Source organism: Paenibacillus sp. LBL (genome assembly GCF_029893715.1).
Lineage (GTDB): Bacteria > Bacillota > Bacilli > Paenibacillales > Paenibacillaceae > Paenibacillus_AQ > Paenibacillus_AQ glucanolyticus.
In genome coordinates this window covers 924,581-950,893 of the sequence record NZ_JARXYU010000001.1, presented here as the reverse complement: position 1 = coordinate 950,893, position 26,313 = coordinate 924,581, and the positions used below count along the sequence as shown (strand labels likewise).

Genomic DNA, 26,313 nt, shown 5'->3' with positions numbered 1-26,313 from the left:
CTTCCTCAGCCTGGCAGCATAGGAGAGATCATACTTGAACTATTACTTGGGAGTCGATGGCGGAGGGAGCAAGACCCTGGCTGTCGTGGCGGACGAAACGGGACGAATTGCAGGGAGGGGCATCAGCGGCTGCGGCAATCATCAGCTTGGCGCCGCCCTCGCGGAGCGAAGTATAAGACAAGCCGTGGATGAAGCACTCGCACAGGCGGAGCTGGAAAGAGAGAGCATTACCTGTGCCTCCTTCGGGCTGGCAGGAGCCGACCGCGAGACGGATTTCCGCATCCTGCGGCCTATGATCAGTGGCATGGGTTTCAAGAAACATCAGATCGTATGCGATACCGTCATTGCGATGAGAGCCGGCACGAGACAGACGGACGGGGTCGTTCTTATATGCGGAAGCGGGACGAACGGTTATGGTGTGAATGCGGCGGGAGAGGAGATACAGATTGGAGGATTCGGTTATGCATTCGGCGATTTCGGCGGAGGCGGTGATCTGGCCGTCGAGGTGTTTCGCACAGTCGTTCGTTCATGGGAAGGCCGGGAGAAGCCGACTTCATTGACTTCGCTCACGCTGGATGAACTTAGCTTCGGCAGCGTGGAGGAGATGTTCCACCGCTTTTTGGACGAGGGCAGAAGGGCGCCGCACACGCTGGCAAAGCTGTTGTTTCAGGCGGCGCCGGCAGATGAAGCCGCCAGAAAGATACTGGCGAGGCAAGGGCTGGAGCTGGGAAAGGTCGCAAGTGCAGTTATTCACAAGCTGGGCATGCGCCATGATGCCTTCGACGTTGTGCTGGCAGGCAGTGTGCTGACCCGCGGCGAAGGGGATTATGTCGTTCCGTATATCGAGGCCCAGGTGAGTGCAGCCGCACCGAAGAGCCGATTGCGCATATTGACCCTTGAGCCCGCTGCGGGTGCCGTTCTGCTCGCAATGGATGGGAACGGCGTCGTACCGGACGCCGCCGTATATGAGCGATTGCATCACGAACTTGCTGTAAAGGGGAGGAATATGGAATGGGCACTGGATTGAAAGTGGCTGTTATTGGGGGAGGCTCGTCCTATACGCCTGAGCTGATCGAAGGTTTCATTCAGCATTACGAGTCGTTTCCGGTGACGGATATCGTGTTGGTGGATATACCGGTGGGTCATCATAAACTCGCCATTGTTGGCGGGCTGGCCCAGCGGATGGTTGAGCGAAGCGGACTGCCGATTAACGTTTCCTTAACCCTGGATCGCAAGGAAGCGCTCAAGGATGCGCATTACGTGTCGACCCAGATGCGTGTAGGGCTGCTCGAGGCAAGAGGCTGGGATGAGAAAATCCCGTTAAAATACGGAATGCTCGGGCAGGAAACGACCGGAGCCGGCGGCATGATGAAGGCTCTGCGTACGATCCCGGTGCTCCTGGATATATGCAGGGACATGGAGGCATTGTGTCCAGACGCTTGGCTGCTTAATTTTACGAATCCGGCCGGTATGGTTACGGAAGCAATCATGAAGCATTCGAGCATCCGCTCCATCGGATTATGCAATTCCCCGATCGCCGCTTACAAATGGCTGTCTGGACTGTATCAGGTGCCTGCCGAACGCATCTACTGTGAGTTTGCCGGATTAAATCATCTGCACTGGATCAGCCGGATCGAGATTGATGGAGAGTCGAAGCTGGAGGAGCTGTTGGAGGCAGGAGGAAGCTATTCAGCGAGCAATGTACCGCAGCTTGCCTGGAATGATACACTCATTCGGGCAATCGGCGCGATTCCGTCCTATTATCTGAAATATTATTATCTCCACCGTGAGATGCTCGGGGAGCAGCAGGCTACCGCGGCCAGAGGTGAGACAAGAGCCGAGACGGTCAAGCGTCTTGAGGATGAGCTGTTCGAGATTTACAAGCGTCCGGAGCTTGCGGAGAAGCCGAAGCAGCTGGAGCAGCGCGGCGGTGCTTACTACTCTGAGGCCGCTGTCAATTTGATGAAGGCTATTCATACGGACAGCGGCGAAATTCAGACGCTGAACGTTATGAACGGCGATACGCTGGAATTTTTGCCTGCGGATGCCAGCATTGAAGTGAACTGTGTTGTCACGAAGAGCGGTGCCGTTCCGGTCCCGATTAAGCGAGTGCCCGCTGCTGCCGTCGGCCTGATTCAAGCGGTGAAGACCTACGAAAGCCTGGCCATTGAAGCGGCAGTGACGGGAAGCAGGGAGAAGGCGCTGCTTGCGCTAAGCAGTCATCCCCTTATCGATTCCGTTAGTGAAGCGGAATGGATGCTGAATGAAATGCTGGAGCGGAACCGTTTGTATTTGCCGCAGTTTTTCAAGGTATAGAAGGCGAGTGCGCAGTAAATTGTGGATTCTTAATGTGACTCCGAAGTAAATATTCGCAAGAAAAGAGCCTGGAACTTCGCATCCAGGCTTTGTTTATTGTCCGGCAACCCTAGTCGGTTGTCGCGTTTCGAATGACGGAAATGCTGGATTCCCTCACGATGAGCCGCGGTTCGAATTGCACACGCTCGTATTGGCCGGACTTTTGCTCGCGAAGGCGCTTGAGGAGCAGTTCCGTAGCCAGACGCGCAACTTCGTCCCCCATGATGGAAACCGAACTGATCTGCGGATTGGTAACGGTTGTCCAAGCATTGTTATCGATGCCTACGACCGCCACATCTTCGGGAATCCGTATATGCAGCTCCTTAAAGCGATTGACAATGCCGATGGCGACCATGTCGTTAACCGCATAGATGGCGTCCGGCATATGCTTCAGTCCATAAAAATAGTCTGCTGCACGAACCCCCGTTTCAAATGAGAAATCCTCCCCGAAATAAACGAGGGACGGATCGACCTGCTTCAGCGACTGCTCATATGCCCAATACCGCTCTTCGATTTTATCTTTGGGGGCTCCGGCATAGGCGATTCGGGTTCGTCCGATTTTCAGCAGATGCTCCATGACAAGTCTGCCCTCCTGGCGGGCAAGTCCGACAATATCGGCCTTATACTCCTCGCCTAACTGCTTCCCGTAATTAATGATGGAGACGGGCAGGCTGGATTTATTGATTTGCTCGCCCAGTGTTTTGGGATAGGCCAGCGGCATAATAATCAGACCATCCACGTGCAGCTTCTTGATATCCCTCACAATTTCAAGCTCGTTGCGGGCGTTGCCAGCTGTATTGATCTGAACGACACGATATCCATGCTGCTTGGCGGTCTGTTCGACCGACCAGGCGATTTCCGGGATAATGGCATTCCGGATGTCCGGCACGGCCAAGGCAATTTGATTCGTCTGGCGAACCTTCAGGCTTTGAGCTGATGTATCCGGACTAAATCCGATTTCCTCGATCACTTGCAGGATCCGTGCTTTTGTTGCGGGACTGATTCCCTTGCTGTTGTTGATCGCTCTGGACACAGTGGCAATACCGACGCCCGCTTTTTTAGCGACATCTTCAATTGTCACTTTTTTGGGGTTCACCATATTCGAAAAAGTCCTCTCTATATCGGAAACGTTTCCTGTTCTGAATGTAATTTGGAGAATAAATCGAGCCATATCTATATTATAACATTAAGAATGTACTTAAATCATGGTACTCATGTAAGACGAAGAATACCGAGATTGTTTCATCGGAACAGTTAGCTTTATCGCCTTGTAAAATAAAGAGTAAGCACAATCGTAAGTTGTCCATGACTTTTCATACATTTGGGGCTGCGGGGTTTGACAGAATGTCAAAACTGTGACATATTTGATTTCGGAAACGTTTCCTATTTCATTCTTATTTTTTCGAACTCATAAGGAGATGAAGACAATGCAAGCATTGCGCTGGCATGGCGTGAAGGATCTGCGTTTGGAGACGATAGCGGAGCCTCAAGCAACGAATGGAAAAGTGAAAATCAAGGTTGAATGGTGCGGCATTTGTGGCAGTGATCTCCATGAATACGTGGCCGGGCCTATATTTATACCTGAGAATACACCTCATACGCTTACAGGAGAACAGGCTCCCGTCGTTATGGGCCATGAATTTTCCGGCCAGGTGGTAGAGGTTGGCGAAGGCGTTACGAAATTCAAGGCTGATGACCGAGTGGTCGTTGAGCCTGTATTTTCATGCGGAACATGCGACGCTTGCCGACAAGGGAAATATAATCTATGCGAAGAAATGGGCTTTCTTGGGCTTGCCGGCGGTGGCGGCGGATTCTCCGAATATGTGGCAGCCGATGAGCATATGGTTCATAAAATTCCAGACGGTGTCTCTTATGAACAGGGAGCCTTGGTAGAACCTGCGGCGGTCGCGCTGTATGCCGTGCGCCAAAGTCAGCTGAAAGCCGGGGATCGAGCTGTGGTCTTCGGAGCCGGGCCAATCGGTCTGCTTGTGATCGAAGCATTGAAGGCAGCAGGCGCTTCTGAAATCTACGCGGTGGAACTGTCCCCGGAGCGGAAACAGAAAGCCGAGGAGTTGGGTGCCATTGTGTTGGATCCGAAAGCCCACGCTGTGGTGGATGAGCTTCATCGCCGCACCGGTGGTGGAGTCGATGTGGCATTCGAGGTTACGGGTGTCCCTCCTGTACTGAGCCAAGCGATCAACTCCACGAAGATCGGCGGACAGATTATGATTGTTAGCATCTTCGAAACCTCCGCGCCCATCGTGCCGAATGATGTCGTGATGAAGGAGCGGAATATTACCGGAATCATCGGTTATCGCGACGTATTCCCGGCTGTCATTAGCCTGATGGAAAAAGGATTCTTCCCTGCGGATAAGCTGGTAACCCAGCGGATCAAACTGGACGAGGTGATTGACCGGGGCTTTGAGGCCCTGCTCAAAGAGAAGAACCAGGTGAAAATCCTGGTAAGTGCTCACTAAACGCAGTACTGCCTTTGTACATGCTTTAGCGCATGACACAAAAGAACGGTGATTTCCTCCTGTAATACCGGGAGGTAATGGCCGTTCTTTTGTTATACCCGTACAACTTCATCCTTGATCAGCAAATAGATAAAGTAGGGCGCTCCGAAGCAGGAGACGACCAACCCAACCGAAATCTCGGAGGGGCCATCAAGTTGACATCGGAAGGGGAAATTGCGTAATATAATAATTAGAATTCTAACTATAAGATCGAGGCGATGCCGTAATGAAGCTCGAAACACAGCAACATGAATGGAAGTGGGATCAAGGGCCGATCGGCCGTTTGGTCAAAAACAGTTATATTACGCTTCGGCGTGAAATGGAGAAAGAGTTGAAAGCGACAGGGCTTACCCATACGCAGTGGAGCGCACTTGGGGCAATCCGCCATTTTCCGGGTATTACCTCTTCCGAGCTGGAGCTGGTTCTGATGATTGAACGACCTAGTGTGACCAGCCTGATCAACGGTTTGGCCGCCAAAGGACTGGTTATCCGCAAAGATCATCCGGAGGATGGGCGCTATAAACGGATATTTCTAACGGATGAAGGCTTGCGGTTAGCGGAGGAGACCCAGCATCTGGCGGCAGATGTAGACCACCATGTCAGGGAAGGGATGACGGAGGAAGAATTTGAGACTTTGAAGAAGCTGCTTGTGAAAATGGTCGGTCTGTTTGAAAAAGAGTGAGGAAGGTGCTCTTTTTTTGAGAAAATAGTTAGAATTCTAATTACTTGTAGAGGAGCAATCGTAATGAACAAATGGCTGATTGTTATCGGCTGGACTGTCGTTTGGGGTACCGCTTTGTTTTTTGCTCAGAACGGCATTCAGAAGTTGATGGGGACGGGGCGAATGGTTGAGATGTTTCATGAATTAGGTTATCCGGCATGGTCAAGGATCGCGGTGGGAGTGCTTGAGGTTGTGGGCGCCATTCTGCTGGTCATTCCTCGAACAACATCCTATGCAGCGGCGGGCTTGACCTTGCTAATGGCGGGAGCGGTTCTATCAGAGTGGAAGGTAGGCCAAACTTTTGAAGCATTGCTGGCTGGCCAGTGGCTCGTCATATTCATTTTAATGTTGTTGTTCCGTTATCGATTCGTCTATAAATCCAACAAAAAGGAGCTGGATATGCCATGAGTCGTCCGTCTGAGAATATTGCGTATGAAGAGTTGCAATGGCAGGGGATCCATCACATCGCTTTGGTTACTCGTGATTTAGAGGCCACGCTTGATTTTTATGTGAACTTGCTTGGCATGCAGGCAGGGGAAATATTTCCGGCCGTTAAAGGCCGGGGTAGACATTGTTTTGTGAAGCCCGGAGACACGAAGACGTGGGGGGTACACTTTTTCGAATACAAGGAGGCGCAAATATTCCAAAGCGCAGAGACGTTAAAGCGATTATCAAAGGAGCCGATATCTGAGGATTTATACCGTTTCTTACCGGGGGCGCTCCAGCATATCGCGTTCGCCCTGCCGTCGGAGGACAATGCACTGGCTTTGCGGGATAACCTCCGTCTACACGGTGTTGTTATGACTGATATTTATAATCTGGGCAGCATCCGCAATTATATATTCATCGATAATAACGGCATTCAACTAGAGGCAGCTTGGCCTAGCAATCAAACCGGGTAGCACAATGTAAAAGAGGAAAACAACGGCTCCCATAGAACTAGTTAGCGAGGTGGGAACCAATATGTCAGAACATAAGTTGGATCTATCCGATTTACAAACTAAGCTGCACCGATACTGAGCGATGGTTGTTATATTGCTTGCAGATGTATTTGATTTCAGAGCGAGGGAAATCGCTGAATTTCTATCGATGACGGAAGGAGCCGAGGACACAAACATGGAAAAAACGATTCTTGTGTAGGCATCTTTGTTCCGGTAAGTAATTTGAAGCGATCTACGGACTGGTATATCGATAAGCTAGGATTTGAGATTACACATCGAGACGAACCGGAAGCAATCGTTATGAAACTGAACGACGAGAAGGTGATGTTTGTCTCGTTCGGTCCGATGAAGTGACGCAGCCTAAGTTTCCCAAAAATAATTATGGAGTGGGACAGTATTTCAACATTCATACGACAGATATCCAACGCATTTTATGACCGGCTGAAGAAGAAGGGAGCAGATGTCGGGGAAATCGAGCAATTCGATGGATTCCAAGGTTTCGCGCTGATCGATCCGGATGGTAATCATTTCGGTGTGACAGAATAGGAGCCCAAAGATATGCAAAAACACACACCCTAGGAAAAGCAGGTGTGTGTTTTTTGATGCCGACCAAGGAACGGCAGAGGTTCATCCGTCAATCCTGGTCCCTGCAATGCTCTTCTGCAGCCGATGTAAACTCCTCTTCGTTCTCTGAAGCGAACTTGTCGCCATATTGATCCAGACGCTCCGGATTGCTGGATGGACCATCGTTCTTCGGTTTGCTGTTTCTGCCTGTCAAAGTGTATCCCTCCTTTTAGTCATTTAATGTTGTTCCTGATTCGGCAGCGGTTTATTCATGAAATCTTGTCCGTTAACCTATCACGTGCTACCATTATAGAATTTAGTAGCTTACGAATCATTATGGAGGTTTATGAGTATGAAGCTGGTATCATGGAATGTCAACGGCCTGCGGGCCTGCGTAACAAAGGGTTTTAACGATTATTTTCAACAGGCGGATGCCGATATATTTTGCGTGCAAGAAACGAAGCTGCAAGCCGGACAGATTGAACTGGATCTGGGGCCTGAATATCAGCAGTATTGGAACTATGCCGAGAAGAAAGGGTACTCGGGGACAGCGGTATTTACGAGAATTGCCCCTTTGTCTGTACGATATGGCTTGGAGGAGGACAGCGAACCGGAGGGGAGAGTGATTACGCTGGAGTTTGAGGGCTTCTATCTGGTGAACGTGTATACACCGAATGCCAAGCGGGACCTGAGCAGGCTTCCTTATCGATTGGAATGGGAAGAGCGGTTCCGCCATTATCTGCTTCAGCTTGATGAACGCAAACCCGTCATCGTATGCGGAGATTTGAATGTGGCCCATCAGGAGATCGACCTGAAAAATGCCAAATCCAATCACGGCAACTCCGGCTTCACGCTGGAAGAACGCGGCAAAATGACCGATCTGTTGGCAGCGGGCTTCATCGATTCCTTTCGATTCTTCTATCCGGACCGGACAGATGTATACAGCTGGTGGTCGTATATGGCTAAGGTCAGAGAGCGGAATATCGGCTGGCGCATCGACTATTTTCTGGTGTCTGCCCGTTTGTCCGAAAAGCTCAAGGATGCCGAGATTGACTGCCATGTGATGGGAAGTGACCATTGTCCGGTGAGTTTGACACTTAGCGAGTCATTACGTTAATACAGATTTTTCTGAAAAAGCCAACCGGAAGCAGGGGACTGGATAACGGTCACGACCCTACTTGTCGGTTGGCTTTTATATTTGGGAGCAAAGGCTGCGTTCATCCTATCTGATGCTTCAGCTTGTCCAGAAAGATCGAGGCTGGCTTTGACAGATGGTGGGTTCCGGGCTGCACCCAGCCGAATGAAGAAGCAGCGTGGCCGGGGGGCATCTCCAGCTCCAGCGTGACGATGTTTCCCGAAGGTATGGGAGTGAAGCTGGAGAAGGACAAATCAACCCCCACCGTAACCGCTACATTCTCTTCGACGACCTTCTGTATGACCCTCGTCTGGTTGGTTGAGAAGAGCAGATCCATTTGCCCGTATTGTTCCTGGAACTGATCCATAAGCTTCAAGAGCTGATCATCCTTATAGAGGACGAGCGGATATTTGCACAGCTCCTCAGGCGTAATGGACTGCCTCATTGCAAGCGGGGATTGACGGCTGACCCCCACGACGAATTTACTTACCAGCAGCTTGCCGAAATGCAGTCCGCGGTGTTGATGGATGATAGCGTCATCGACAAAAATCAAGCCGATATCGGCCTGGTTGTGTTTGATATCCTCAATAATATCAAGTGTCGCTTTCTCCGTGATTTCGAGTTGGATCTGGGGAAAATCTTTCTTGAACTGAATAATCGCATCAATGGATAGTGTTAACGGTACGGGTACGGTGGCAATCCGAAGAGATCCGCTCAGCAGGTTGGAATATCCTTCCGCCTCTGATTTCAGATCCTGAAATTGTTCCAAAATGGCATAGGCTTTCTGGAGGATTCGCTGGCCCTCGGCTGTAGGTACGGCGCCAAGCCGTGAGCGGGTGAACAAGGAGAATCCGAACTCGGATTCCAGACTGGACACCGCTTGACTGACGGCTGACAGGGTAACGTTGCAGTTTTGGGCCGCCTTCGTTAATGATCCTGTCTTGGCGGTTTCCACGATATATTCCAATTGCTCCAGATTCATGTGATCGCATCCTTAATTTGAATTTAAGTAATATTAATTATGTTTAAATTTACTTAAATATAACGCATCGTTACAATGAACACAAGGACATGGACACACAATATTCAAGAAATAATGCTATTTTACCCTAGGAGGTCATTGATAATGTCAGAACAACGCGTAGCGGTAATTACCGGTGGAGCGAGCGGCATCGGCCGTCAGGTTTCTCTTAAATTTGCTAGAAAGGGCGACCGTGTTGTTGTTGCCGATTTTAACGAGGCTGCCGGACAAGAGACGGTGGATATGATCCAACAAGAAGGCGGCGAAGCGTCTTTTGTACAGGTTGATGTTTCCAAACCGGAAAGCGTTGAAGCGCTTGTTGATAAAGCGGTTGAGTTATATGGCCGTATTGATGTCATGCACAACAATGCAGGCATTGGCGGAGCTGGACCGGTCCTTGAGCAGAACATGGATCTCTATCACCGTACCATTAACGTGAATCAACACGGGGTAGCTTACGGCATTATCGCAGCAGGCAGAAAAATGAAGGAGCTTGGCATTAAAGGGGTTATCATCAATACGGCATCCGTATTCGGATTCCTGGCTTCGCCGGGTACGTTTGCCTATCATGCCACAAAAGGTGCGGTCATCATGATGAGTAAATCTGCCGCCCTTGAACTTGCACCTTATGGCATCCGTGTTGTGGCTGTTGCTCCTGGCGCAGTAGACACACCGATTATCCAGGGCTATAAAGATTCAGGGCTGCTGGATTCCATGCGAGCCAAAGTCATGGGCGGGGAATTAACCCAGCCTGAAGTTGTCGCAGATACGGTTTACCTGGTATCCCTAGACGAAGCAGCCGCCATTACAGGCAGTGTGGTCATGGCTGACCAAGGCTATGCTTCATTTAAATAATGCGGCGGCTATAGAATCGAATCCGAATAGATGACAAGAAGAACCTCTCTTTTAATTGGATGGAAGGCGATGCCCTCCGTTATTTAGAAGGGAGGTTTTATTGGTTCTTCAGTCAAAAGATTTCCTCTCTCCATGAAAAACAGTTAAAATAGAAAGGAATTCAAAAGACCATACATATGGTGTCAGACGACGAATACTGGAAGAGAGGTATATAAATATGATTATTAAACCTAGAACCCGAGGATTTATTTGTACCACATCCCATCCTGTAGGATGCGAAGCACAAGTACAGGAGCAGATCGATTATGTATTGAAGCAGCCTGGAATCGAAGGTCCGCGTAATGTGCTGGTCATCGGCGCCTCGACAGGGTATGGTTTGTCGGCAAGAATTGCTGCGGCATTTGGCTCCCGGGCGAATACCGTGGGAGTTTACCGTCCCAGCCAGGCCACCGAGAAGCGGACGGCTTCCGCGGGCTGGTATAATTCAGCTGCATTTGAGAAGGCGGCAGACGCGGCAGGCTTGAAATCGTTCAGCGTGACAGGGGATGCTTATACACAAGAGACAAAAGCCAAGACGGTTGAGCTTATCCGCAAGGAACTGGGCCAAGTTGACCTTGTGGTGTACAGTGTTGCCTCGGCGCGCCGCACCCTGCCTGAAACCGGCGAAACGGTCAATTCCGTATTGAAGCCGATCGGACCTGCCTACACCAACAAAACGGTGAATTTCCATACCGGTGAAGTAACGGAGGTTACGATCGAGCCCGCTACGGAAGAGGAAGTGAAGAACACCGTTGAGGTGATGGGCGGCGATGATTGGGAGCTGTGGATGAATGAGCTGGCTGAAGGCGGCGTACTGGCTGAAAAAGTCACAACGATTGCGTTCTCCTACATCGGCTCCGAGATCACCAAGGCCATTTATCGGGATGGATCCATCGGACAAGCCAAGGATCATCTGGAGGCAACTGCGCTGAAGCTGAACGAGAGGCTTGCAGATGGAGGCGGACGTGCTTACGTGACTGTCAGCAAAGCGTTGGTTACCCAGTCCAGCTCGGCGATCCCGGTTGTTCCGCTGTACGTATCGGCGCTGTACAAAGTTATGAAGGAAAAAGGACTCCACGAGGGCTGCATTGAGCAGATTTACCGTCTCTTCGCGGATCGTCTCTATAACGGACAAGAAACGCCCGTGGATGAGAAGGGCCGTATCCGGATTGACGATTGGGAGCTTCGCGAGGATGTGCAGTCTGAAGTTGCGGAATTATGGAGCAAGGTTACAAGCGAGAACATCGAAGAATTGACCGACCTTGCAGGGTATCGCCGCGAGTTCTTCCAGCTGTTCGGCTTTGAAACCGACGGCGTGGATTATGATGCGGATGTAAACCCTGTGGTAGACAATCCGAAAGCCATTTAATAATGGAGCCCCGGCCAACGTGAGCCGGGGCTTGTTTTTTAACTTCGGAAGGAGCGTTGACGTTTCGCTTCTCCTCTGTATCGATCGGGAGTCGGCGGACCGTATAGCCACAATTTGTGCATGAAACCGTGTTTTGGAGCAAGAAGCGGACTCAGGAGACGTTATCTGCTTAAAAACATCCGTTTTTTGCAAGGATTCCTATACTTAGCGTCTCCTGAGTCCGTTAACCTCCTAAATAGCCGGATATATCAAAAATAAGGCCTGTGGAGTCCGCTGCTCGTATACACTGTCGATTAGTTCGCTTGAACGCAGTGTAAGTGGGCAAGCATTGAATGAAGTACTGATTCTGGCTGTAAGCCTATTTTATACGGTTAGAGGAACGTAAATTTGAGCCAAAGAAGCATGAACGGAGGCTCTCAGCTCCAGGCAGTAGCGTGTCGGGTTCGGCGTAAGACCGCGTTGTTTCAGCTGCTGGAGAACATAAGCATAGGATTGATCAGTATCCTCCCTGTTGGAATGCCCTTCATGCGTATACATTGCATACTCCTGCGTTGGCAGGGTTAGACTCACCATCCGTTCTGGCATATCACGGATCGTTGTTACCTCCATCCCGGCCACATAATGATAGATCTGCTGCCGGTTTAATACAGCGGCGACATATTGGGGTTTCGATGTTCTCCGCAAATATGGAATTTCAGCCTTACGCTGCTCAAGCTCTTGCCACAGCTTGGGTTTGAGGGCATGCGACATATAATAAGCCGTGAAAGGGATTTTCATTTCCAGGCCAACAATCAGGGTCTGCGGCTTGATAATCCGCTGAATGGACTCCCCCGTTTGCTCCGTGCGCGCTCGCTGCTGGCGTGTGTTCAGGATCGAATAACCACCGTTCTTTCCCTCATGGGCATACAGGGGAACACCCAGATGGGACAGCTCATGAAGGTAGCGGAGCATTGTCCGATACGAAACCGAGAATTCCCCAGCTAACTCGCCTACCGTGAAGTTTTGCCGTTCATATACCCGCTGCATGACCTTAAGGATTCGTTCGGTTTTTGGCATGACCCTGCTCCTTTGATTATTTTTTATACTGTGACAGTTTTTGACATAGTTCAAGTATATAATGAATTTAAAAAATATGAAAAAGGAGCATATCCCCATGACAATCAATCAACGAAACGAAGCAAAAATCATGAGCAAGGAAGCCTTCCAAGCAGTTGGACTGAAGTGGGAAGGGACGTTTGCCGAGGCCGGTGCCGGGGGGATTCGCGCGATTCATCGGATGCTGCAAGAGAGGCTGCCGGAGATCCCTTATGCGATACATACCGATACGCTGTTGGGGCTGTCGTATCATGCGTTTCCTGATGGAGAAGGATTTATCCATTATGGGGTCGTCGAAGTGGAACGGATCGAGGTAATTCCGGCAGGAATGGTTTCATTGTCCGTACCTGCACTTACCTATGCAGCCTGTGAGCACAGCAGGCAGCACAGCATAGAGCAATCCTATAATAATATTTACAGCTGGATTCACGAGCAAGGCTATACGGAATATAATCCGGATCATTTAACCCACTTCGAAAAATATCCGATGAGTCAGGATCCGTATGCGGATAACCCTGAATTTATCATTATGATTCCCGTCCAAACCGATCAGGGGAAATAACAAGTATCCTGGAGCCGCTCTGATAGTGAGCGGTTTTTTTCTTGGACAGATGAACTTTGTCTACTTGATTGACCGGTTGACGAAATTGAAGCTTTATAGCTCAGATTATGGAATGGTAGAATAGTACAGAAATGATGGATTAACACGTCTGGGCCATGCCATCAGGTTAAGTCCCAACGTCAAATTCGAGGTGATACGGAGGCGTATGATGATAAATGGGACTGAACTCGGTGCACAAGAGCCGCTGCTGCACTCGAAATTAACCGTTCCAAGAACGGTATCCACCTTGATTCCCCGGCCGCGTCTAAGTGAACGGCTGATGGATGCCATGTCGGGCAATGTGACACTGATCTGCGCTCCGGCGGGATTCGGGAAAACGACGCTTGTCAGCGAGTGGCTGCTGCAGCATGGGAAACAGGCCGCCTGGGTGTCGCTGGATTCCGGGGATAATCAAGGCTCCCGCTTTTGGAGGTACATATCGGCTGCGATAGCAGAAGTGTTTCCCGCTTACTGGGAAGAGGTCAAACCTGTGCTGCCGCTGCTGCATACGGAAGGTTATGAGCAGGGGCTCATCGTGTGCTTGAATACGCTAGGCAGGCTGAACGAGGAGCTAATCCTCGTGCTGGACGATTTCCATGTGATTCAGAACGAAATACTATCAGCTTCATTTTCGTATTTTGTCGACCATTTGCCAAGGGGCATCCATGTTTGCCTGATCAGTCGTACAGAACCTGGTTTCTCTGTAGCCCGTATGGAAGCAAGACAGCTCGCCAGCAGACTCCATACCGAGGACATGCGGTTTACAGAGAAGGAGGGTGCGCAGTTCTTCCAGAGCACCGAGCTATTGCTGAACGAAGAGCTGTCCTCCGCACTCGTCAGAAAAACAGAGGGCTGGATTACCGGCCTCAAACTTGCATCTATTGCCATGCGGCGGCAGGAGAATAAAGAACCGTTTATCCGCCATTTTGCAGGGGACAGCCGCGAGGTGAAGCAATATTTGTTCGAAGAGGTGTTCTCGGTTCAGAACGATCGGATGAAGCATTTTCTGCTAACCAACTCGATCCTGAAGCGGTGGAATGTATCCCTGTGTATGGCTGTGTCTGGGTTTGAGGATAGCCGGGAACTAGTCGAATTGATAGAGCGTTCCCACCTATTCGTAGTGGCACTGGATGATAAGGGAGAGTGGTTCCGATTTCATCATTTATTCTCGGAATTTTTGCAGAGACGACTGGAACAGGAGAAGGATATTCATAAGGAATTGCTATACAAGGCAGCCGGTGATTGGTGCAGTGAACAACGCCTTGCGGAGGAAGCCGTTGAGTATTACTTGCAAGGTCAATATTATGAGCAGGCCGTGTTGCTGCTGCGCGAGATGACTTCCCGCGTCGTGGATTGGGAATGGTCGAATCTGCAAAAATGGTTATCCGTGATTCCCAGCGATATTTTGCTTCAGCACCCGGTTCTCTTTTTCTCCTATGCCAACTCGCTCATTGCCGAGGAGTCGGGGGATATTACGGAGGGAGAGGAGCTGCTGCATCAAGCGGATGCCTGGTATGCCGAATTCTCTGGAGCATTGAGCGAGGTGCTGCGCCATGAATATTTGGCAATGCTTCACTATGTGCGCGGGACGTTAATGGTGTTTGGGCGGAATGATCTGAAGCTCGCCAAGGAGGAATACGAGCAGGTTGTGCGATATGCCCCGAATGGGATCAAAATGTTGTTCGGCCAACCGGAGAAACCGCTGCAGCCGATCACGGTAAAAACTTATAAAATCGGCCGCGGTCATGCCTCAAAGGCCATTGCAGCACCGTACACCATGCAGATGGCAGAGGTGTACCAGGCCGTGAATCCGATTTTTCTGGGAAAATTATTCCTTAATCACGCGGAAGTGCTCTACTACTGGAATGATCTATCGGCGGCAGCCGATTATGTTTCCAAGGCGATGACGTGGATCGGACAAAATCCAAACCGGCCCGAGCATGACCTTGTGGCGAGCTGGATTCTGCAAGCGAAACTCAAGGCCGCCGAGGGTCATATGCTCGAAGCTCTGGAACTGCTTGAAGGCGGGCAGCGGCGGATGAAGTGGATGGATATTCCCCGGGGGATGGAAATTTTACACCTGGAGGGCATACGTCTCCAATTGCAATACGGCGATCCGGCGGCTGCACTGGCTTGGGGCGAACAGTGCCAATTATCGAGCCGGGACAGGGTGTCTGTCTTCGAATTATTTGATTATCAGCTGTTTGCCCGCGTTCTTGTTCTGCAGGGCAGATGGGATGAAGCCGAAGAGCTGTTGGATCGGCTGCTGTACCTTGCGGAGAGTGAGATGAGACCGATCGATGCTGCTGAAATATTATGCATTACGGCCGTCATGTTACAGTCCAGGGAGGAGCATCGGAAGGCGCTGATCCAGCTTGAAGAGGCGCTGCAGGTATCGGAGGCCAATGATTTTACCCGGATTTTTCTCGATGAAGGAGCTCCGGTTATAGAGCTCCTGCACGAACTGATCCGCGCGAAGCAGCAGGGGCGATATCGGGGGAAGGATTCCGCATCCCTTTCTTTTATCAGATCGATTCTTGCCTCAGTGGACGGAATGGCCGAATCGGTGAATTCCCCGCTGGAGGCTCTGCTCACGTCAAGGGAGATGGATGTTTTTCAGGGATTGCTGGACCATCTGAGCGGAAGGGAAATTGCGGAGAAACTGAATGTTACCTACGAAACGGTGAAGACGCACAGGAAACGGATCTATAGCAAACTGAATGCAGCCAATCTCAGTGAGGCGATTGCGCAGGCCGAGAGGCTGAGCGATCCCAAGAAAACGAATAGACCCTGAACTTGATACGATTCATCATTTTATCACCCCTCATCTATCCCCCTTCAGGGGGATTTTTTGTGCTACGTGTTGTCTTACAATGAATTCGGAGCGCACAAATAAAAAGGCAGGTCTATTTAGTGAATGGGAGGTTAGAAGTTGAAGTCGATGTTCAGGAGAAATTTTATGAGTATTCCAAACGGCTATAAATTCATGATGATACTGCTATGCAGTCTTTTGCTGCTGCCGCCGAGTGCCTATGCGGCTGTACCGGACTATGAGAATAAATCCGAGATCGCCCAGCTTAGCGGTAAGGTGGTAGATTTAAAATCGGGTGATTTCAACCAAGACGGCCATTTGGATTTTGCGGCCATAACGGATGATGGGAGTGTCCATGTATTCTATGGCCAGGGGGATGGAACATTTGATCCTCTCCCACAAAGCCTGCAGGTTCTGGGGGTGCCGCATACACTAGAAATCGATGATTACGATCAGGACGATCACTTGGACTTACTGATCGGAACGCAAATCGGAACGTTTTTATGGTACGGGGAAGGTGACGGTACCTTTCGTGATACGAGGCTGCTTTCATTGCTGCCTTCTCAGGATATCGTAGCTGCGGACTTTGATTTGGATGGTAAGAGAGACATTATGATTATTAATTTCAATCAGGTTACCATTGTTCACGTTGCCGCAGATAGAACTTTTACAATGCTCCCCATCACTTTGACACCAGGCGGCAATAGAGCGACAACCATCACGAATGGAGCCATAGGCACGGTAGATTTGGTTGTGGCCAGTCCGATGCTGGGTCTGCAGCGGTATAAGGGAAATGATTATACGCGGAGCGAGATCTTTCATATGGTACCAGGCAATACCGTGGATCTCATATCCAGGGATATTGATGGTGACGGACATATCGATATTATGGCGCTGAATGATATATTAGGCGTTTTCTTCTATATGAATTTTGGGGACAATACGTATAATCTTCAGCAGCAGCCCCTGGTCACGGTTCCTCAAAAAGTATATGCAGAGGATGTAAACGGGGATGGCCAATCGGAAATAATCGTTGCGACGGGAAAAGGCGTTGATTTGTATTCCAAGGAGTATGCGTCAGGCCAACTGAATTTACTGTGGCAAACGGAATTGGTCACTCAGGGAAATGGAACGCACCGGGCGCTTGTCGGGGACTATGCCGAGGACGGAACGCCGGACCTTATTGTATCTTCTAATCAAGCCCTGTATATCTACAAGGCTATTGTTGTGCAACCCGAACCGGGAACGATAAGGCTGGAGGCGGCTGATTACGCGGTTTCGGAAGACGGGGCCGAGGTACGGGTGAAGGTGATGCGTGAAGGAGGCAGCCACGGTGCTGTCGCTGTCACTTATCATACTGCGGATGGAAGCGCTAAGGCTGACAAGCATTATAAGCCAACTTCAGGGACGCTCTCTTTTGCCGATGGAGAGCTTGAGAAATGGATTGAGATCGAAATTCTAAATGATGATATCCATGAAGATGACCGTGAGTTTTATTTGAATATTGCTGCAGTGCCAGGTACAGTCGTTGGCAGCCCAATCCAGGCGGTTATCACGATAACAGAGGATGACCCGCAGCCAGACACGGAAGGGCCGTTATGGCCTGCGGCTGCGGAGCTGCTTGCATCCGACATATCCACCGACTCCCTCAAGCTGTCTTGGCCTGAAGCCACGGACAATGACGAGGTTGCGGAATATCGCATTTTTAATGGGAATGATGCCACGCCGGCAGCAACCGTGACGGGTGCCACCTATTCCTACGAGATGAACGGTTTGGCGGCCGACACATCGTATACGCTTAGCGTCCGTGCCTATGATCGGGCCGGCAATGCGAGCGTTCCGCTCCAGACGACGGTTCAGACGCTGGAAGATCCGAATTCAGGCCCTGATCCGGATCAGGAAGCTCCGGTATGGCCTGATCTCGGACAACTGACGATATCTGACATCAGCACAACCTCGATGAGATTATCCTGGCCGCAAGCGTCGGATCATGAAGAGGTTTCAGCATATCGGATATACCGCGTAGATACCGCAGATACTCTGGTAGCAACGGTAACCGGCAGCACGTATTCCTACACGATGGACGGTTTATCCCCGAATACGTCCTACACGTTTCGGGTAAAGGCATATGACCCTGCCGGAAACGGTAGCACACCGCTCGAGGCAACAGCGAAGACACTTCAGCTCCCTGCGCCTCCAGCTCCAAATCCGGGAGGCAATCCAGATCCGGGACCGGCGAACCCGATCCCGTCTACACCCACGATTCCTTCGGATAATGCCTTGCTTCATACATTCTCTATTGGAGCTGGGGAAGCCGGGAATGCGTTGAAGCTGAGTCCCGACTTCTCGCCGAACGTGTTCGCGTATCGTGCCGAGACCGAGGCATCAGAGATCCAATTCGATCTCACTGCCGCCCATAACAAAGCAAGCATTACGGGACCCTGGGACAAAGACGGAAGGATCACATTAAAACCTGGGGAGAATGTCATAGAGATTAAGGTAAGCGCTGAAAGCGGCAAGGTGAATACGTATACCCTAACCATTGTCCGCACTGTGCCAAATCCTGAGCCGCCGATGAGACCTGAGCCACCTCAGGCTGCGGAAGCTTTTCGTGATACGGAAGGACACTGGGCGCAGGCAGCGATTGACGAACTGGCAAGCCGAGGGATCGTCAAGGGTTATGCTAACGGATCGTTTAAACCGGATTCCTTAATTAGACGAGATGAATTCACGGTTTTGCTGGTTAGAGCGCAGGGGCTGCAAGGTGAAGGCCAATATCCATTTAAAGACGAATCCGACATCCCGGAATGGTCAAGGGAAGCGGTAGGGCTTGCAGTAGAGGCCGGGATGATTCAGGGATATCAGGATGGGCGATTCCAGCCTGCAGGTGTGATCACAAGAGCGGAGTTAACTGTCATGCTGGCCAAAGCGTTAGGTTTAGAACCGCTTCAAGGTGACCCTGCCAAGTTTGCAGACTTGGCGAGTTTTCCAGCCTGGGCAAAAGGTTATATCGCCGCCGCATATGCAGAAGGACTGGTTAGCGGTCGGAGCGGCGGGAAGTTCGAGCCGGATGCCCCGGCCACCCGGGCAGAGGCTGTGGTTATGCTGCTGCGTTTGCTGAACAAGTAACATCCACGACCTGGTCGGTTAGGGTTAAAGACATGAATTTCGATATAAAAGCCGCAAGCTTGTGATATCACAGAGCTTGCGGCTTTTATCGGCTGGATCATGATGTTGACGGAATGGCTGGAATGTCCGCTGAACCATCGGCATGGATATACTGCTCATTGGTTTTGCATTATGGGTCGGTAGGCGGGGAGCCCTGGTTAAGCCTTTCTAATGACAGGAATCCATAACTCATTCTTGTTCTCATCCGGTGGAAGGTAGCATTCAATAGCAGGTATCGGTGCGAGATCATACGCATGGGATGGAACCCATTCGGTATATAGACGCTTCCACATATTCGCTATCCCGCTCGGGTCGCCCTCCATTTCGAAGACGGCCCAAGTGGCTGCGGGAACATGCCGCCGCACCATCGGATCCGGGGGCGTGTGCTGGGAGACCACGGACATGATGTAATCAAAATCTTCGTTTTTCCCATAGTCGCCGTCCGCGCAAACCCCTAGTATCCCCCGAATCGGATGGTCATCCTGACGATAGTTCCACAGCTTATCGAATATTCCTTCCGCATGGGCGTCCTTCCAGAGGAGGGGGACGTCTTCATAAGCTTGCTGTGTTCGAATTTGCTTCTGGAAGCCAACAATGGAGAAACCCTTCATTTCCTCAATTCTATAATTCATTTCTGCAGCTCCTCGCATGGAAAATTGAAAGAAGATGCGGGGATAGGCCTTCAGCTTCGTACCGGCTTGGCGAGCTGCCGTTGGCGTTGTGCCATGCATATTCTGGAACGCGCGCGCGAACGCCTCCGGCGATTCATAGCCATATTTGAGTGCAAGGCTGATGACTTTGATATCGCTGTTCTGCAACTCGTAAGCAGCCAAGGTCAGCCGTCGTCTCCGTATGTATTCAGATAGCGAAACATCCGTAATGTACGGGAACATGCGCTGAAAATGGTACACGGAGCAGCATGCAATCCGTGCAGCTTCCGCGCAATCAATCTCCTCGGTCAGGTGCGCTTCCATATAGCCTATGGCCTCATTCATTCGCTGAATCCAATCCATCCGGTCATCATCCTTTCTAAAATCAATATAAAGAAGCTGTGATCGATAAGCCTAGCCGTTGCTGCACGGATCCGGCTAGCCTGGTTATTTCCAGGTGAACGATCAACCGATCAACTGTACTGGGGCAGGAATGCGGCCTAGCGGCTTGAAGTATTCGGATTCGGATATCCATACTTTACGAGCACGTGCCACAGCTGTTTGAGATGCTGAAAGGTTTCATCATAGGTTCCCCAATCGCTCCAATGGTCTGGTTGATGATACAGCTGTGCTGCTGCTTTGCCGATAACAGCGGCGTCCAGCACGCCTTGCGAATCCGCAAATTGCCGGTCGATCCTCTGGGCCAGCGGCGGCATGGCGGGTCCCCGAAAGTCATCGGGTACATCCTGTACAGCAAGGCAGAACCCGGGATGCCAGGATAGGGTAAGGTTATATCGTTCACACAATTCTTGAAACAGCTGACCGGTTCGGGTATTCCGGTAAGATGGATCGGCAACAAGCGCTTCCACATCGCTGGACAAATCGATAACGTCATGAATCTGCGCTTCAATATAATTATCCAGGCTGCGACCAACAGGTCCGGAGTGACTGGTATAGGATGAAGGCAGGTGAACAAGCTGCTCCACCATAGATGGAATATTCATGTGGGGGGTGCCCAGGGCTGACCCCGTGGACTCGATTTCAAGCAGAAGGGCTGCAAGAACGGAATCCCATTGCTTTATGGTACCTGTAAATTCAGGTCCTGCATGACTGTCCCCGAAAGTAAACGTGCAGCGGCTCAATATGGCCGGAGACAATACAAAAAAACAAGAGCCAAACCGGGGAGAGGCGCCGTCCGCATAGTTCATGAGATTAAGGGCCCCGTATTTGGGCCGCTCCTCATTATGAACGCCAGGCTCTTGGTAGGCTCCGCCAAACAGAAGCTGTTCCCAGCGGTCACGCTCACCGCCCGGATAGGCGGTACGGCTTCCATTCGTCACGCTTGTGATGAACTGGTTATGGTAACGGCCCTCTGTCAGAAGGCTTTCTATTACAGCGCGGTTGGTGGTGGGCAGTACCCGGTCAGGATGGAAATTCAACGTGACTCGGGCATTCTTTCGGATACAGGTTAATAGCGAGTGGATTGTCACAGCGCCTAAGCCGTTACGTTCTAAAATGCGCTCTATGATGTCTATGGCATGCTGTTGTGCCCGTTTCGCCGATGAGCCGACATGAAGAATCGCCTGCTGTTGTGCTTCGGATAACCATTCGCTCATATCGTAACTCCTTCCTCCATAATTCCTTTATGCTTCCTTCATGCTTTCATGACGGTGCTGCTTTCTCATCATTTCTAGCCGAGAGGCCATGACTCCTCCATTGCGTTTCGGTAAATTTCCTTTCCGGTTCTAGGGTTCCAGCCTCCTGCCGGACTTCAAATGATCTGGTAAAGATTGCCTCGGCTTTACCGCCATGATTTAATGTAACTACATATACGAATAAAAATCATGGAGGTTTTACATATGCAGCCTAATTTCAGTATTGAGGGTAAGGTCGCCATTGTAACCGGCGCAAGCAAAGGCATCGGGTATGGTTTGGCCCAATCGCTTGCAGCGGCAGGGGCTAAGGTGGCGGTCATGGCACGGAGCAAGGAGGTGCTGGATCGATTAGTTGAGGACATATCCCAAGCGGGAGGTCAGGCCAAGGCCTATGAACTGGACGTCCGGAACGTGGAACAGATCCGTGCTGCTTTTGCTCAGGTTGCCAAGAATTATGGCAGACTGGATATCGTGGTCAATAACGCTGGCTTGGGAGAGGGGATGCTGGCCGAAGACATCACAGAGGACTACTGGGATGAAATGATGGATGTTAATTTGAAGGGCGTATTTTTCTGCTGTCAGGCCGCCGGCCGCATCATGCTGGAGCAGGGTTATGGCAAAATCATTAACGTCAGCTCACAGGTCAGTGTCGTTGGCATTACCGAAGGTGCAGCTTATTGCGCCTCCAAGGGAGGCGTGAATCAGTTGACGAAGGTGCTGGCGCTGGAGTGGTCCAGTCGCGGTGTAAATATCAATGCGGTGGGCCCGACATTCATTCATACGCCTGGAACGGCCGAGCGTCTGGACTCGCCGGATTTTCGAGATGGCGTATTGGCGCGTATTCCGGCAGGAAGGATCGGCACCATTGGAGACGTGGCGGGAGCCGTCATTTATTTGGCCTCACCGGCGTCCGATCTTGTTACAGGTACTTTGCTGCTTGTGGATGGCGGCTGGACAGCACAGTAGTGCTGCATTCATTAGAAGATTCTATCGCTTATATACTAGGAGGCTTTCAAAGGTCCTCTCTGTAACTCCTTAAATCTAGCAATGCATAAGAAAGATAGCATGAGGCCTTTTGCTAAACTGTATTGTGATTGATGAGGTGAAGCCAATCAGGACTGCACCTAGATAAAGGAGGAGAAAACGATGATTACGTCTGCTATTCAAGTTACTATTTTCGTGAGAGATCTTGACGAAGCCAAAGCCTACTATACGGAGAAGCTGGGGTTTCATGTTGTAGCAGAGGAGGAGTTTGCACCGGGTTGGCGCTACCTGACCGTTGCACCCCAGAAGCACAATGAGTTGGTTCTGGAGTTAACTGAAGCGGATACGCCAGAACGAGAGGAACTTATAGGTAAACAAGCAGCCGATCAAGTTCTTATCATGTTTGCATCGAATGATATCGACCAAGATTATCAGGATTTGAAAGCAAGAGGCGTCGTATTCCACGGAGAACCGAAGCCTGTTCCAGGTGGCAGAGGCGTAGGTTTTGAGGATTTATACGGTAATCAGTTCGACTTATATCAAGTTCTCCGATAATGCTTGGGGCACCTGCCGATTCCTAAATTTCTTGGGTTAAATACTTCAGTTATACTTCAGTTTATATGGAAATTGTTCGATATAAATCATAGAAAGCAGTTGCAAGAAAATTATTTCTCAGATGTAAAATATATGATACTATTGAGAAATCGTCGTCTAAAAACGACATAAACCGAAGCGAAATGTGAAGTCAGGAAGTCGGAGGTGCCTGTTCAGGCATGTTGTTTAATTCTTATCCTTTTATTTTTGTGTTTCTGCCGATTACGGTGCTTGTTTATTTTATGCTGAACCGGCTTCGTTACGGATTGGCCGCTAAATGCTGGCTGGCATTATCCTCGCTATTCTTCTACAGCTGGTGGAATATCAGTTATTTACCTCTTCTTCTCGGCTCCATTGCCTTCAATTATGCCGTGGGACGGCTGCTCCAGGCACGTCAAGCTCATTCCCTAGATCAAACCGCTTCCCGGCGCGGTGCAAAAGGCATATTAATCGCCGGCATATCAGGGAATGTATTGCTGTTAATCTATTACAAATACGCTGATTTCTTCATCGTTAATATTGGAGCAGCGACAGGGTGGGAAGTGCCCCTTCTCAATCTGGTGCTGCCGCTCGGAATCAGCTTTTTTACCTTCACCCAAATCGCCTATCTGGTGGATGCGTACAAGGGGAAGGCTCGCGAATACAATCTGGTCAATTATGTGCTGTTCGTGACTTTCTATCCGCATCTGATCGCGGGTCCGATCCTGCATCATGGCGAGATGATGCCGCAGTTTGATCGGGTTCGGGGCAAGCTGTGGGATTGGGGGAACGCCGCAAACGGCATTTTTATATTCTGCATCGGTTTGTTTAAGAAGGTAGTCATCGCGGATACGCTGGCGGTTTATGCCAATACAGGTTTTGATACTGCTTCGGGCTTTGTTGATTCCTGGGTAGCTGCGCTATCTTATACGTTCCAGCTTTATTTTGACTTCAGCGGTTATACCGACATGGCTATCGGTGCTGCGCTTCTGTTCAATATCCGGCTGCCGCAGAATTTCAACTCACCTTATAAGGCGGTGAATATTCAAGACTTCTGGCGGCGCTGGCATATGACACTGAGCCGATTTTTACGGGACTACATTTATATTCCGCTGGGAGGCAACCGCCGTGGTGAAGCGATCATGCTGCGGAATCTGGTGCTGACCTTCCTGATCGGCGGACTGTGGCATGGCGCAGGCTGGACGTTTCTGTTCTGGGGCCTCCTGCACGGTGTCGGACAGGTCATTCAACGGTTATGGGGGAAGCTGGGCATTACGATGCCCCGTGTGCTCGCTTGGGCGATCACCTTCGTTTTTATAACGGTGACCTGGGTCTTTTTCCGAGCGGAAAGCTGGGCTGATGCCATGCGGCTGATGAAGGGAATGAGCGGTCTATCGGGTATTCATCTGAATTTGGACACTGCCCTGTTAGAGCCGGTCGCGATCATGATCCTCATCGCCCCGATCGTGTTCTTCTGTCGGAATTCCTCGGAGCTGTCCGTATCCTTCCGGCCAAACTTCAGACAGGCAGTAGTATGTGCGGTACTGTTTGTGATCTCTTTGATGTACATTACTCGCATTAGCGAATTTCTGTATTTTAATTTTTAGGAAGGGCGGCTAATGAACATGCCATCCACATCAACAGCCGCGAAGTCGGCGCCATCCAAGAGGCATGCCGTGGCAGGTCCCCAACCTGCGCGAGCTTCTCGGAGAGCCGGAAAAAGGATGCTGATTCAGTTTGCTCTCGTTTCCATCGCAGCTGCGCTGCTGATCAGTTGTATGACATTTGTGCTGGACCCTTTTCAGTTCTACCGCAAGGCAACCTGGTATTCTCCTGTATTCACCGGCGAGCAGCGATACCAGAACCCTGGTCTGGCCCGCAATTATCCCTATGATACGATTATTCTGGGTACATCCATGACGGAGAATTTCCTGCCGTCTGAAGTGGGGGAGGCCCTGGGAGGTCAAGCTCTCAAGCTGTCCATGCGAGGATCAACAGCGGATGAGCAGTTTAAGATTGCATCGCTGGCGCTTGAGACTGGGAAGGTGAAGAGAGTCCTGTGGGGACTGGACTATTTTGCACTCAAGAATCCGGATGAGGGCACAGATGCTAATTTTCCTGATTACCTTTATGATGACATCTGGTGGAACGATTACAAGTATTGGTTCAATTACTCCGCTTATGAAAACTTTGCAAGAGGGATTGCCAAGTCGCTCCTGGGTGGAACACCCCAAAATATCGAGTATCTGTATAACTGGAACGATGAAGCGTCCTATGGAAGTGATCAGGTGATGAATGCCTACGATCGCGCAAGAAACACGGAACATTATTTTGGCGTGAATGAAGAGCCGCTCGAAGAGGTGCAGCATCATTTCAACACGTATGTCTTGTCTTTGGTCGAGGCATATCCCGAAGTTGAATTTATCGTTTATTCTCCGCCATACAGCATTCTGCGGCAGAAGCTTTGGCAGGATTCAAACCCGGCCCGTTACAGCAACCAGTTGGAAATGAAGACCTGGATGTTCCAGCAGTTCAACCGCTATCGCAACACGCAGGTATATGACTTCCAGGCTGAAGCGGACTGGACCTACGATTTCTCGTTATTCAAGGATCTGTCGCATCATTCACAGGACATAAACTCCCGTATAACTTGGGCAATCAGTGAAGGGGATGTCCGCTATAAGGTGACGCCGGATAATGTTGAGGCATTCACGGAACGGCTATCCAGACAGGTCGACACCGTGCTTATTACGGGGAAGGAAGCCAGAAATGTCGAGGTCTTGATAGACGGGAATGGGGAGCCCATCTCTTTTACAAGCCGGAAGATGCCCGACGAGACGGAATTGATGGTGCCTGTGAAGGAAGCGGTTGAAGCACTGGGGATATCGGCTGCGTATGATGCGGGGATCGTGATATTATCAGGCCGAGGTCCCGCAGTCGAGCTGAAGGTGGATTCAACACAGGCATGGGAGTCCAGAAGCAAAGAGGACAGGAAGAATGGAGTGGCCAAAAGCGAGGTTACACTTCGACATGCTCCTTATGTTTCGGGCGGGAAGACCATGGTTCCCCTTCTGCAAACCGCCGAGTTATTGGGCTATAACGTAGTCATTGAGAAGCCGGATTACTATACGCTTCGTTATGTACTCGATCGGCCTGCTTCATAACATCGACGGAGTTCAATGAAAGAACCCACCAAACATTCAAAAGAACCCCGATTCTTGTTTTTTGCAAGATGGGGGTTCTTTTTTGGGTTTGTTTG

Annotated in this window: 23 protein-coding genes; 17 read left to right on the top strand and 6 right to left on the bottom strand. The window is 50.4% G+C overall.

Going from position 1 to position 26,313, the window contains the following annotated elements; all coding sequences use genetic code 11:
- The first annotated feature begins 34 nt into the window (after positions 1 to 34).
- Both M2277_RS04625 and M2277_RS04620 read left to right on the top strand, forming a co-directional pair.
- Positions 35 to 1,027 carry an N-acetylglucosamine kinase gene (locus tag M2277_RS04625; protein ID WP_280754268.1) on the top strand — a complete coding sequence of 331 codons (993 nt, stop codon included), beginning with the start codon at positions 35 to 37 and terminating at the stop codon, positions 1,025 to 1,027.
- Positions 1,012 to 2,316 (top strand): 6-phospho-beta-glucosidase, encoded by a 1,305-nt coding sequence (locus tag M2277_RS04620; protein ID WP_280754267.1) that lies wholly within the window; start codon positions 1,012 to 1,014, stop codon positions 2,314 to 2,316. Before M2277_RS04625 ends, M2277_RS04620 begins: the two co-directional genes overlap by 16 nt.
- Positions 2,317 to 2,425: 109 nt before the next feature.
- Here M2277_RS04620 and M2277_RS04615 read toward each other — a convergent pair whose 3' ends face one another.
- A complete protein-coding gene (locus tag M2277_RS04615) occupies positions 2,426 to 3,454 on the bottom strand; it encodes a LacI family DNA-binding transcriptional regulator (protein ID WP_148246633.1) in 1,029 nt (342 codons plus the stop codon).
- A gap of 328 nt (positions 3,455 to 3,782) precedes the next feature.
- Between M2277_RS04615 and M2277_RS04610 the strand changes: the two genes are divergently transcribed.
- The 5 genes from M2277_RS04610 (at position 3,783) to M2277_RS31685 (ending at position 6,887) form a co-directional block, all read left to right on the top strand.
- The gene (locus tag M2277_RS04610) at positions 3,783 to 4,832 is read left to right on the top strand and encodes a 2,3-butanediol dehydrogenase (protein WP_280754266.1); all 1,050 of its coding nucleotides are present in this window, start codon (positions 3,783 to 3,785) and stop codon (positions 4,830 to 4,832) included.
- A 265-nt stretch (positions 4,833 to 5,097) separates the two neighbouring features.
- Positions 5,098 to 5,553: a MarR family winged helix-turn-helix transcriptional regulator gene (locus M2277_RS04605; RefSeq protein WP_280754265.1), complete on the top strand. Its 456-nt coding sequence runs from the start codon at positions 5,098 to 5,100 to the stop codon at positions 5,551 to 5,553.
- A 63-nt stretch (positions 5,554 to 5,616) separates the two neighbouring features.
- Positions 5,617 to 6,000, top strand: coding sequence for a DoxX family protein (locus tag M2277_RS04600; protein ID WP_006212125.1), 384 nt, complete (start codon positions 5,617 to 5,619; stop codon positions 5,998 to 6,000).
- Positions 5,997 to 6,494 carry a VOC family protein gene (locus M2277_RS04595; RefSeq protein WP_280754264.1) on the top strand — a complete coding sequence of 166 codons (498 nt, stop codon included), beginning with the start codon at positions 5,997 to 5,999 and terminating at the stop codon, positions 6,492 to 6,494. Before M2277_RS04600 ends, M2277_RS04595 begins: the two co-directional genes overlap by 4 nt.
- 177 nt (positions 6,495 to 6,671) lie before the next feature.
- Positions 6,672 to 6,887, top strand: a complete 216-nt coding sequence (locus M2277_RS31685) for a VOC family protein (RefSeq protein ID WP_327196586.1) — start codon at positions 6,672 to 6,674, stop codon at positions 6,885 to 6,887.
- A gap of 280 nt (positions 6,888 to 7,167) precedes the next feature.
- Here the strand turns inward: M2277_RS31685 and M2277_RS04590 are convergent, their stop codons facing one another.
- Positions 7,168 to 7,311, bottom strand: coding sequence for a hypothetical protein (locus M2277_RS04590; protein WP_006212120.1), 144 nt, complete (start codon positions 7,309 to 7,311; stop codon positions 7,168 to 7,170).
- A 138-nt stretch (positions 7,312 to 7,449) separates the two neighbouring features.
- Between M2277_RS04590 and M2277_RS04585 the strand changes: the two genes are divergently transcribed.
- Positions 7,450 to 8,214, top strand: coding sequence for an exodeoxyribonuclease III (locus M2277_RS04585; RefSeq protein WP_280754263.1), 765 nt, complete (start codon positions 7,450 to 7,452; stop codon positions 8,212 to 8,214).
- A gap of 100 nt (positions 8,215 to 8,314) precedes the next feature.
- Here the strand turns inward: M2277_RS04585 and M2277_RS04580 are convergent, their stop codons facing one another.
- Positions 8,315 to 9,214 (bottom strand): LysR family transcriptional regulator, encoded by a 900-nt coding sequence (locus tag M2277_RS04580; protein ID WP_006212118.1) that lies wholly within the window; start codon positions 9,212 to 9,214, stop codon positions 8,315 to 8,317.
- A 144-nt stretch (positions 9,215 to 9,358) separates the two neighbouring features.
- Here M2277_RS04580 and M2277_RS04575 point away from each other — a divergent pair, with 144 nt between their 5' ends.
- Positions 9,359 to 10,108 carry an SDR family NAD(P)-dependent oxidoreductase gene (locus tag M2277_RS04575; RefSeq protein ID WP_036643402.1) on the top strand — a complete coding sequence of 250 codons (750 nt, stop codon included), beginning with the start codon at positions 9,359 to 9,361 and terminating at the stop codon, positions 10,106 to 10,108.
- 217 nt (positions 10,109 to 10,325) lie between these two features.
- Entirely contained in the window at positions 10,326 to 11,516 is a 1,191-nt protein-coding gene (gene fabV / locus M2277_RS04570) for an enoyl-ACP reductase FabV (protein ID WP_063480392.1), read from the top strand.
- 363 nt (positions 11,517 to 11,879) lie between these two features.
- On the opposite strand, the gene M2277_RS04565 is transcribed toward fabV, so the two are convergent.
- Positions 11,880 to 12,572: a GyrI-like domain-containing protein gene (locus M2277_RS04565; RefSeq protein WP_280754262.1), complete on the bottom strand. Its 693-nt coding sequence runs from the start codon at positions 12,570 to 12,572 to the stop codon at positions 11,880 to 11,882.
- Positions 12,573 to 12,669: 97 nt separating this feature from the next.
- Here M2277_RS04565 and M2277_RS04560 point away from each other — a divergent pair, with 97 nt between their 5' ends.
- The 3 genes from M2277_RS04560 to M2277_RS04550 all read left to right on the top strand — a co-directional run bounded on the left by M2277_RS04560 (position 12,670) and on the right by M2277_RS04550 (position 19,153).
- Positions 12,670 to 13,173: a GyrI-like domain-containing protein gene (locus M2277_RS04560; RefSeq protein ID WP_280754261.1), complete on the top strand. Its 504-nt coding sequence runs from the start codon at positions 12,670 to 12,672 to the stop codon at positions 13,171 to 13,173.
- A 205-nt stretch (positions 13,174 to 13,378) separates the two neighbouring features.
- A complete protein-coding gene (locus M2277_RS04555; RefSeq protein WP_280754260.1) occupies positions 13,379 to 16,006 on the top strand; it encodes a winged helix-turn-helix domain-containing protein in 2,628 nt (875 codons plus the stop codon).
- Positions 16,007 to 16,171: 165 nt separating this feature from the next.
- Entirely contained in the window at positions 16,172 to 19,153 is a 2,982-nt protein-coding gene (locus tag M2277_RS04550) for an S-layer homology domain-containing protein (protein WP_280754259.1), read from the top strand.
- A gap of 197 nt (positions 19,154 to 19,350) precedes the next feature.
- On the opposite strand, the gene M2277_RS04545 is transcribed toward M2277_RS04550, so the two are convergent.
- Positions 19,351 to 20,205: an AraC family transcriptional regulator gene (locus tag M2277_RS04545; RefSeq protein ID WP_280754258.1), complete on the bottom strand. Its 855-nt coding sequence runs from the start codon at positions 20,203 to 20,205 to the stop codon at positions 19,351 to 19,353.
- A gap of 137 nt (positions 20,206 to 20,342) precedes the next feature.
- A complete protein-coding gene (locus tag M2277_RS04540; RefSeq protein WP_280754257.1) occupies positions 20,343 to 21,458 on the bottom strand; it encodes a DUF3626 domain-containing protein in 1,116 nt (371 codons plus the stop codon).
- A 243-nt stretch (positions 21,459 to 21,701) separates the two neighbouring features.
- Between M2277_RS04540 and M2277_RS04535 the strand changes: the two genes are divergently transcribed.
- The 4 genes from M2277_RS04535 to M2277_RS04520 all read left to right on the top strand — a co-directional run bounded on the left by M2277_RS04535 (position 21,702) and on the right by M2277_RS04520 (position 26,218).
- Complete coding sequence (locus M2277_RS04535; RefSeq protein ID WP_280754256.1) at positions 21,702 to 22,463, top strand: SDR family NAD(P)-dependent oxidoreductase; 762 nt, start codon at positions 21,702 to 21,704, stop codon at positions 22,461 to 22,463.
- 180 nt (positions 22,464 to 22,643) lie between these two features.
- A complete protein-coding gene (locus M2277_RS04530; protein ID WP_006212107.1) occupies positions 22,644 to 23,036 on the top strand; it encodes a VOC family protein in 393 nt (130 codons plus the stop codon).
- A gap of 218 nt (positions 23,037 to 23,254) precedes the next feature.
- Entirely contained in the window at positions 23,255 to 24,661 is a 1,407-nt protein-coding gene (locus tag M2277_RS04525; protein ID WP_036643393.1) for an MBOAT family O-acyltransferase, read from the top strand.
- Between the two features lie 12 nt (positions 24,662 to 24,673).
- Positions 24,674 to 26,218: a copper amine oxidase N-terminal domain-containing protein gene (locus M2277_RS04520; protein WP_280754255.1), complete on the top strand. Its 1,545-nt coding sequence runs from the start codon at positions 24,674 to 24,676 to the stop codon at positions 26,216 to 26,218.
- Positions 26,219 to 26,313: the final 95 nt, after the last annotated feature.

Coding starts and splice junctions, on each gene's coding strand:
- M2277_RS04530 (WP_006212107.1), top strand. CDS start 22,644: ATGATTACGTCTGCTATTCAAGTTACTATTTTCGTGAGAGATCTTGAC.
- M2277_RS04550 (WP_280754259.1), top strand. CDS start 16,172: ATGAGTATTCCAAACGGCTATAAATTCATGATGATACTGCTATGCAGT.
- M2277_RS04520 (WP_280754255.1), top strand. CDS start 24,674: ATGAACATGCCATCCACATCAACAGCCGCGAAGTCGGCGCCATCCAAG.
- M2277_RS04595 (WP_280754264.1), top strand. CDS start 5,997: ATGAGTCGTCCGTCTGAGAATATTGCGTATGAAGAGTTGCAATGGCAG.
- M2277_RS04575 (WP_036643402.1), top strand. CDS start 9,359: ATGTCAGAACAACGCGTAGCGGTAATTACCGGTGGAGCGAGCGGCATC.
- M2277_RS04525 (WP_036643393.1), top strand. CDS start 23,255: ATGTTGTTTAATTCTTATCCTTTTATTTTTGTGTTTCTGCCGATTACG.
- M2277_RS04545 (WP_280754258.1), bottom strand. CDS start 20,205: ATGGATTGGATTCAGCGAATGAATGAGGCCATAGGCTATATGGAAGCG.
- M2277_RS04615 (WP_148246633.1), bottom strand. CDS start 3,454: ATGGTGAACCCCAAAAAAGTGACAATTGAAGATGTCGCTAAAAAAGCG.
- M2277_RS04620 (WP_280754267.1), top strand. CDS start 1,012: ATGGGCACTGGATTGAAAGTGGCTGTTATTGGGGGAGGCTCGTCCTAT.
- M2277_RS04555 (WP_280754260.1), top strand. CDS start 13,379: ATGATGATAAATGGGACTGAACTCGGTGCACAAGAGCCGCTGCTGCAC.
- M2277_RS04535 (WP_280754256.1), top strand. CDS start 21,702: ATGCAGCCTAATTTCAGTATTGAGGGTAAGGTCGCCATTGTAACCGGC.
- M2277_RS04540 (WP_280754257.1), bottom strand. CDS start 21,458: ATGAGCGAATGGTTATCCGAAGCACAACAGCAGGCGATTCTTCATGTC.
- M2277_RS04565 (WP_280754262.1), bottom strand. CDS start 12,572: ATGCCAAAAACCGAACGAATCCTTAAGGTCATGCAGCGGGTATATGAA.
- fabV (WP_063480392.1), top strand. CDS start 10,326: ATGATTATTAAACCTAGAACCCGAGGATTTATTTGTACCACATCCCAT.
- M2277_RS04600 (WP_006212125.1), top strand. CDS start 5,617: ATGAACAAATGGCTGATTGTTATCGGCTGGACTGTCGTTTGGGGTACC.
- M2277_RS04605 (WP_280754265.1), top strand. CDS start 5,098: ATGAAGCTCGAAACACAGCAACATGAATGGAAGTGGGATCAAGGGCCG.
- M2277_RS04585 (WP_280754263.1), top strand. CDS start 7,450: ATGAAGCTGGTATCATGGAATGTCAACGGCCTGCGGGCCTGCGTAACA.
- M2277_RS04610 (WP_280754266.1), top strand. CDS start 3,783: ATGCAAGCATTGCGCTGGCATGGCGTGAAGGATCTGCGTTTGGAGACG.
- M2277_RS04560 (WP_280754261.1), top strand. CDS start 12,670: ATGACAATCAATCAACGAAACGAAGCAAAAATCATGAGCAAGGAAGCC.
- M2277_RS04580 (WP_006212118.1), bottom strand. CDS start 9,214: ATGAATCTGGAGCAATTGGAATATATCGTGGAAACCGCCAAGACAGGA.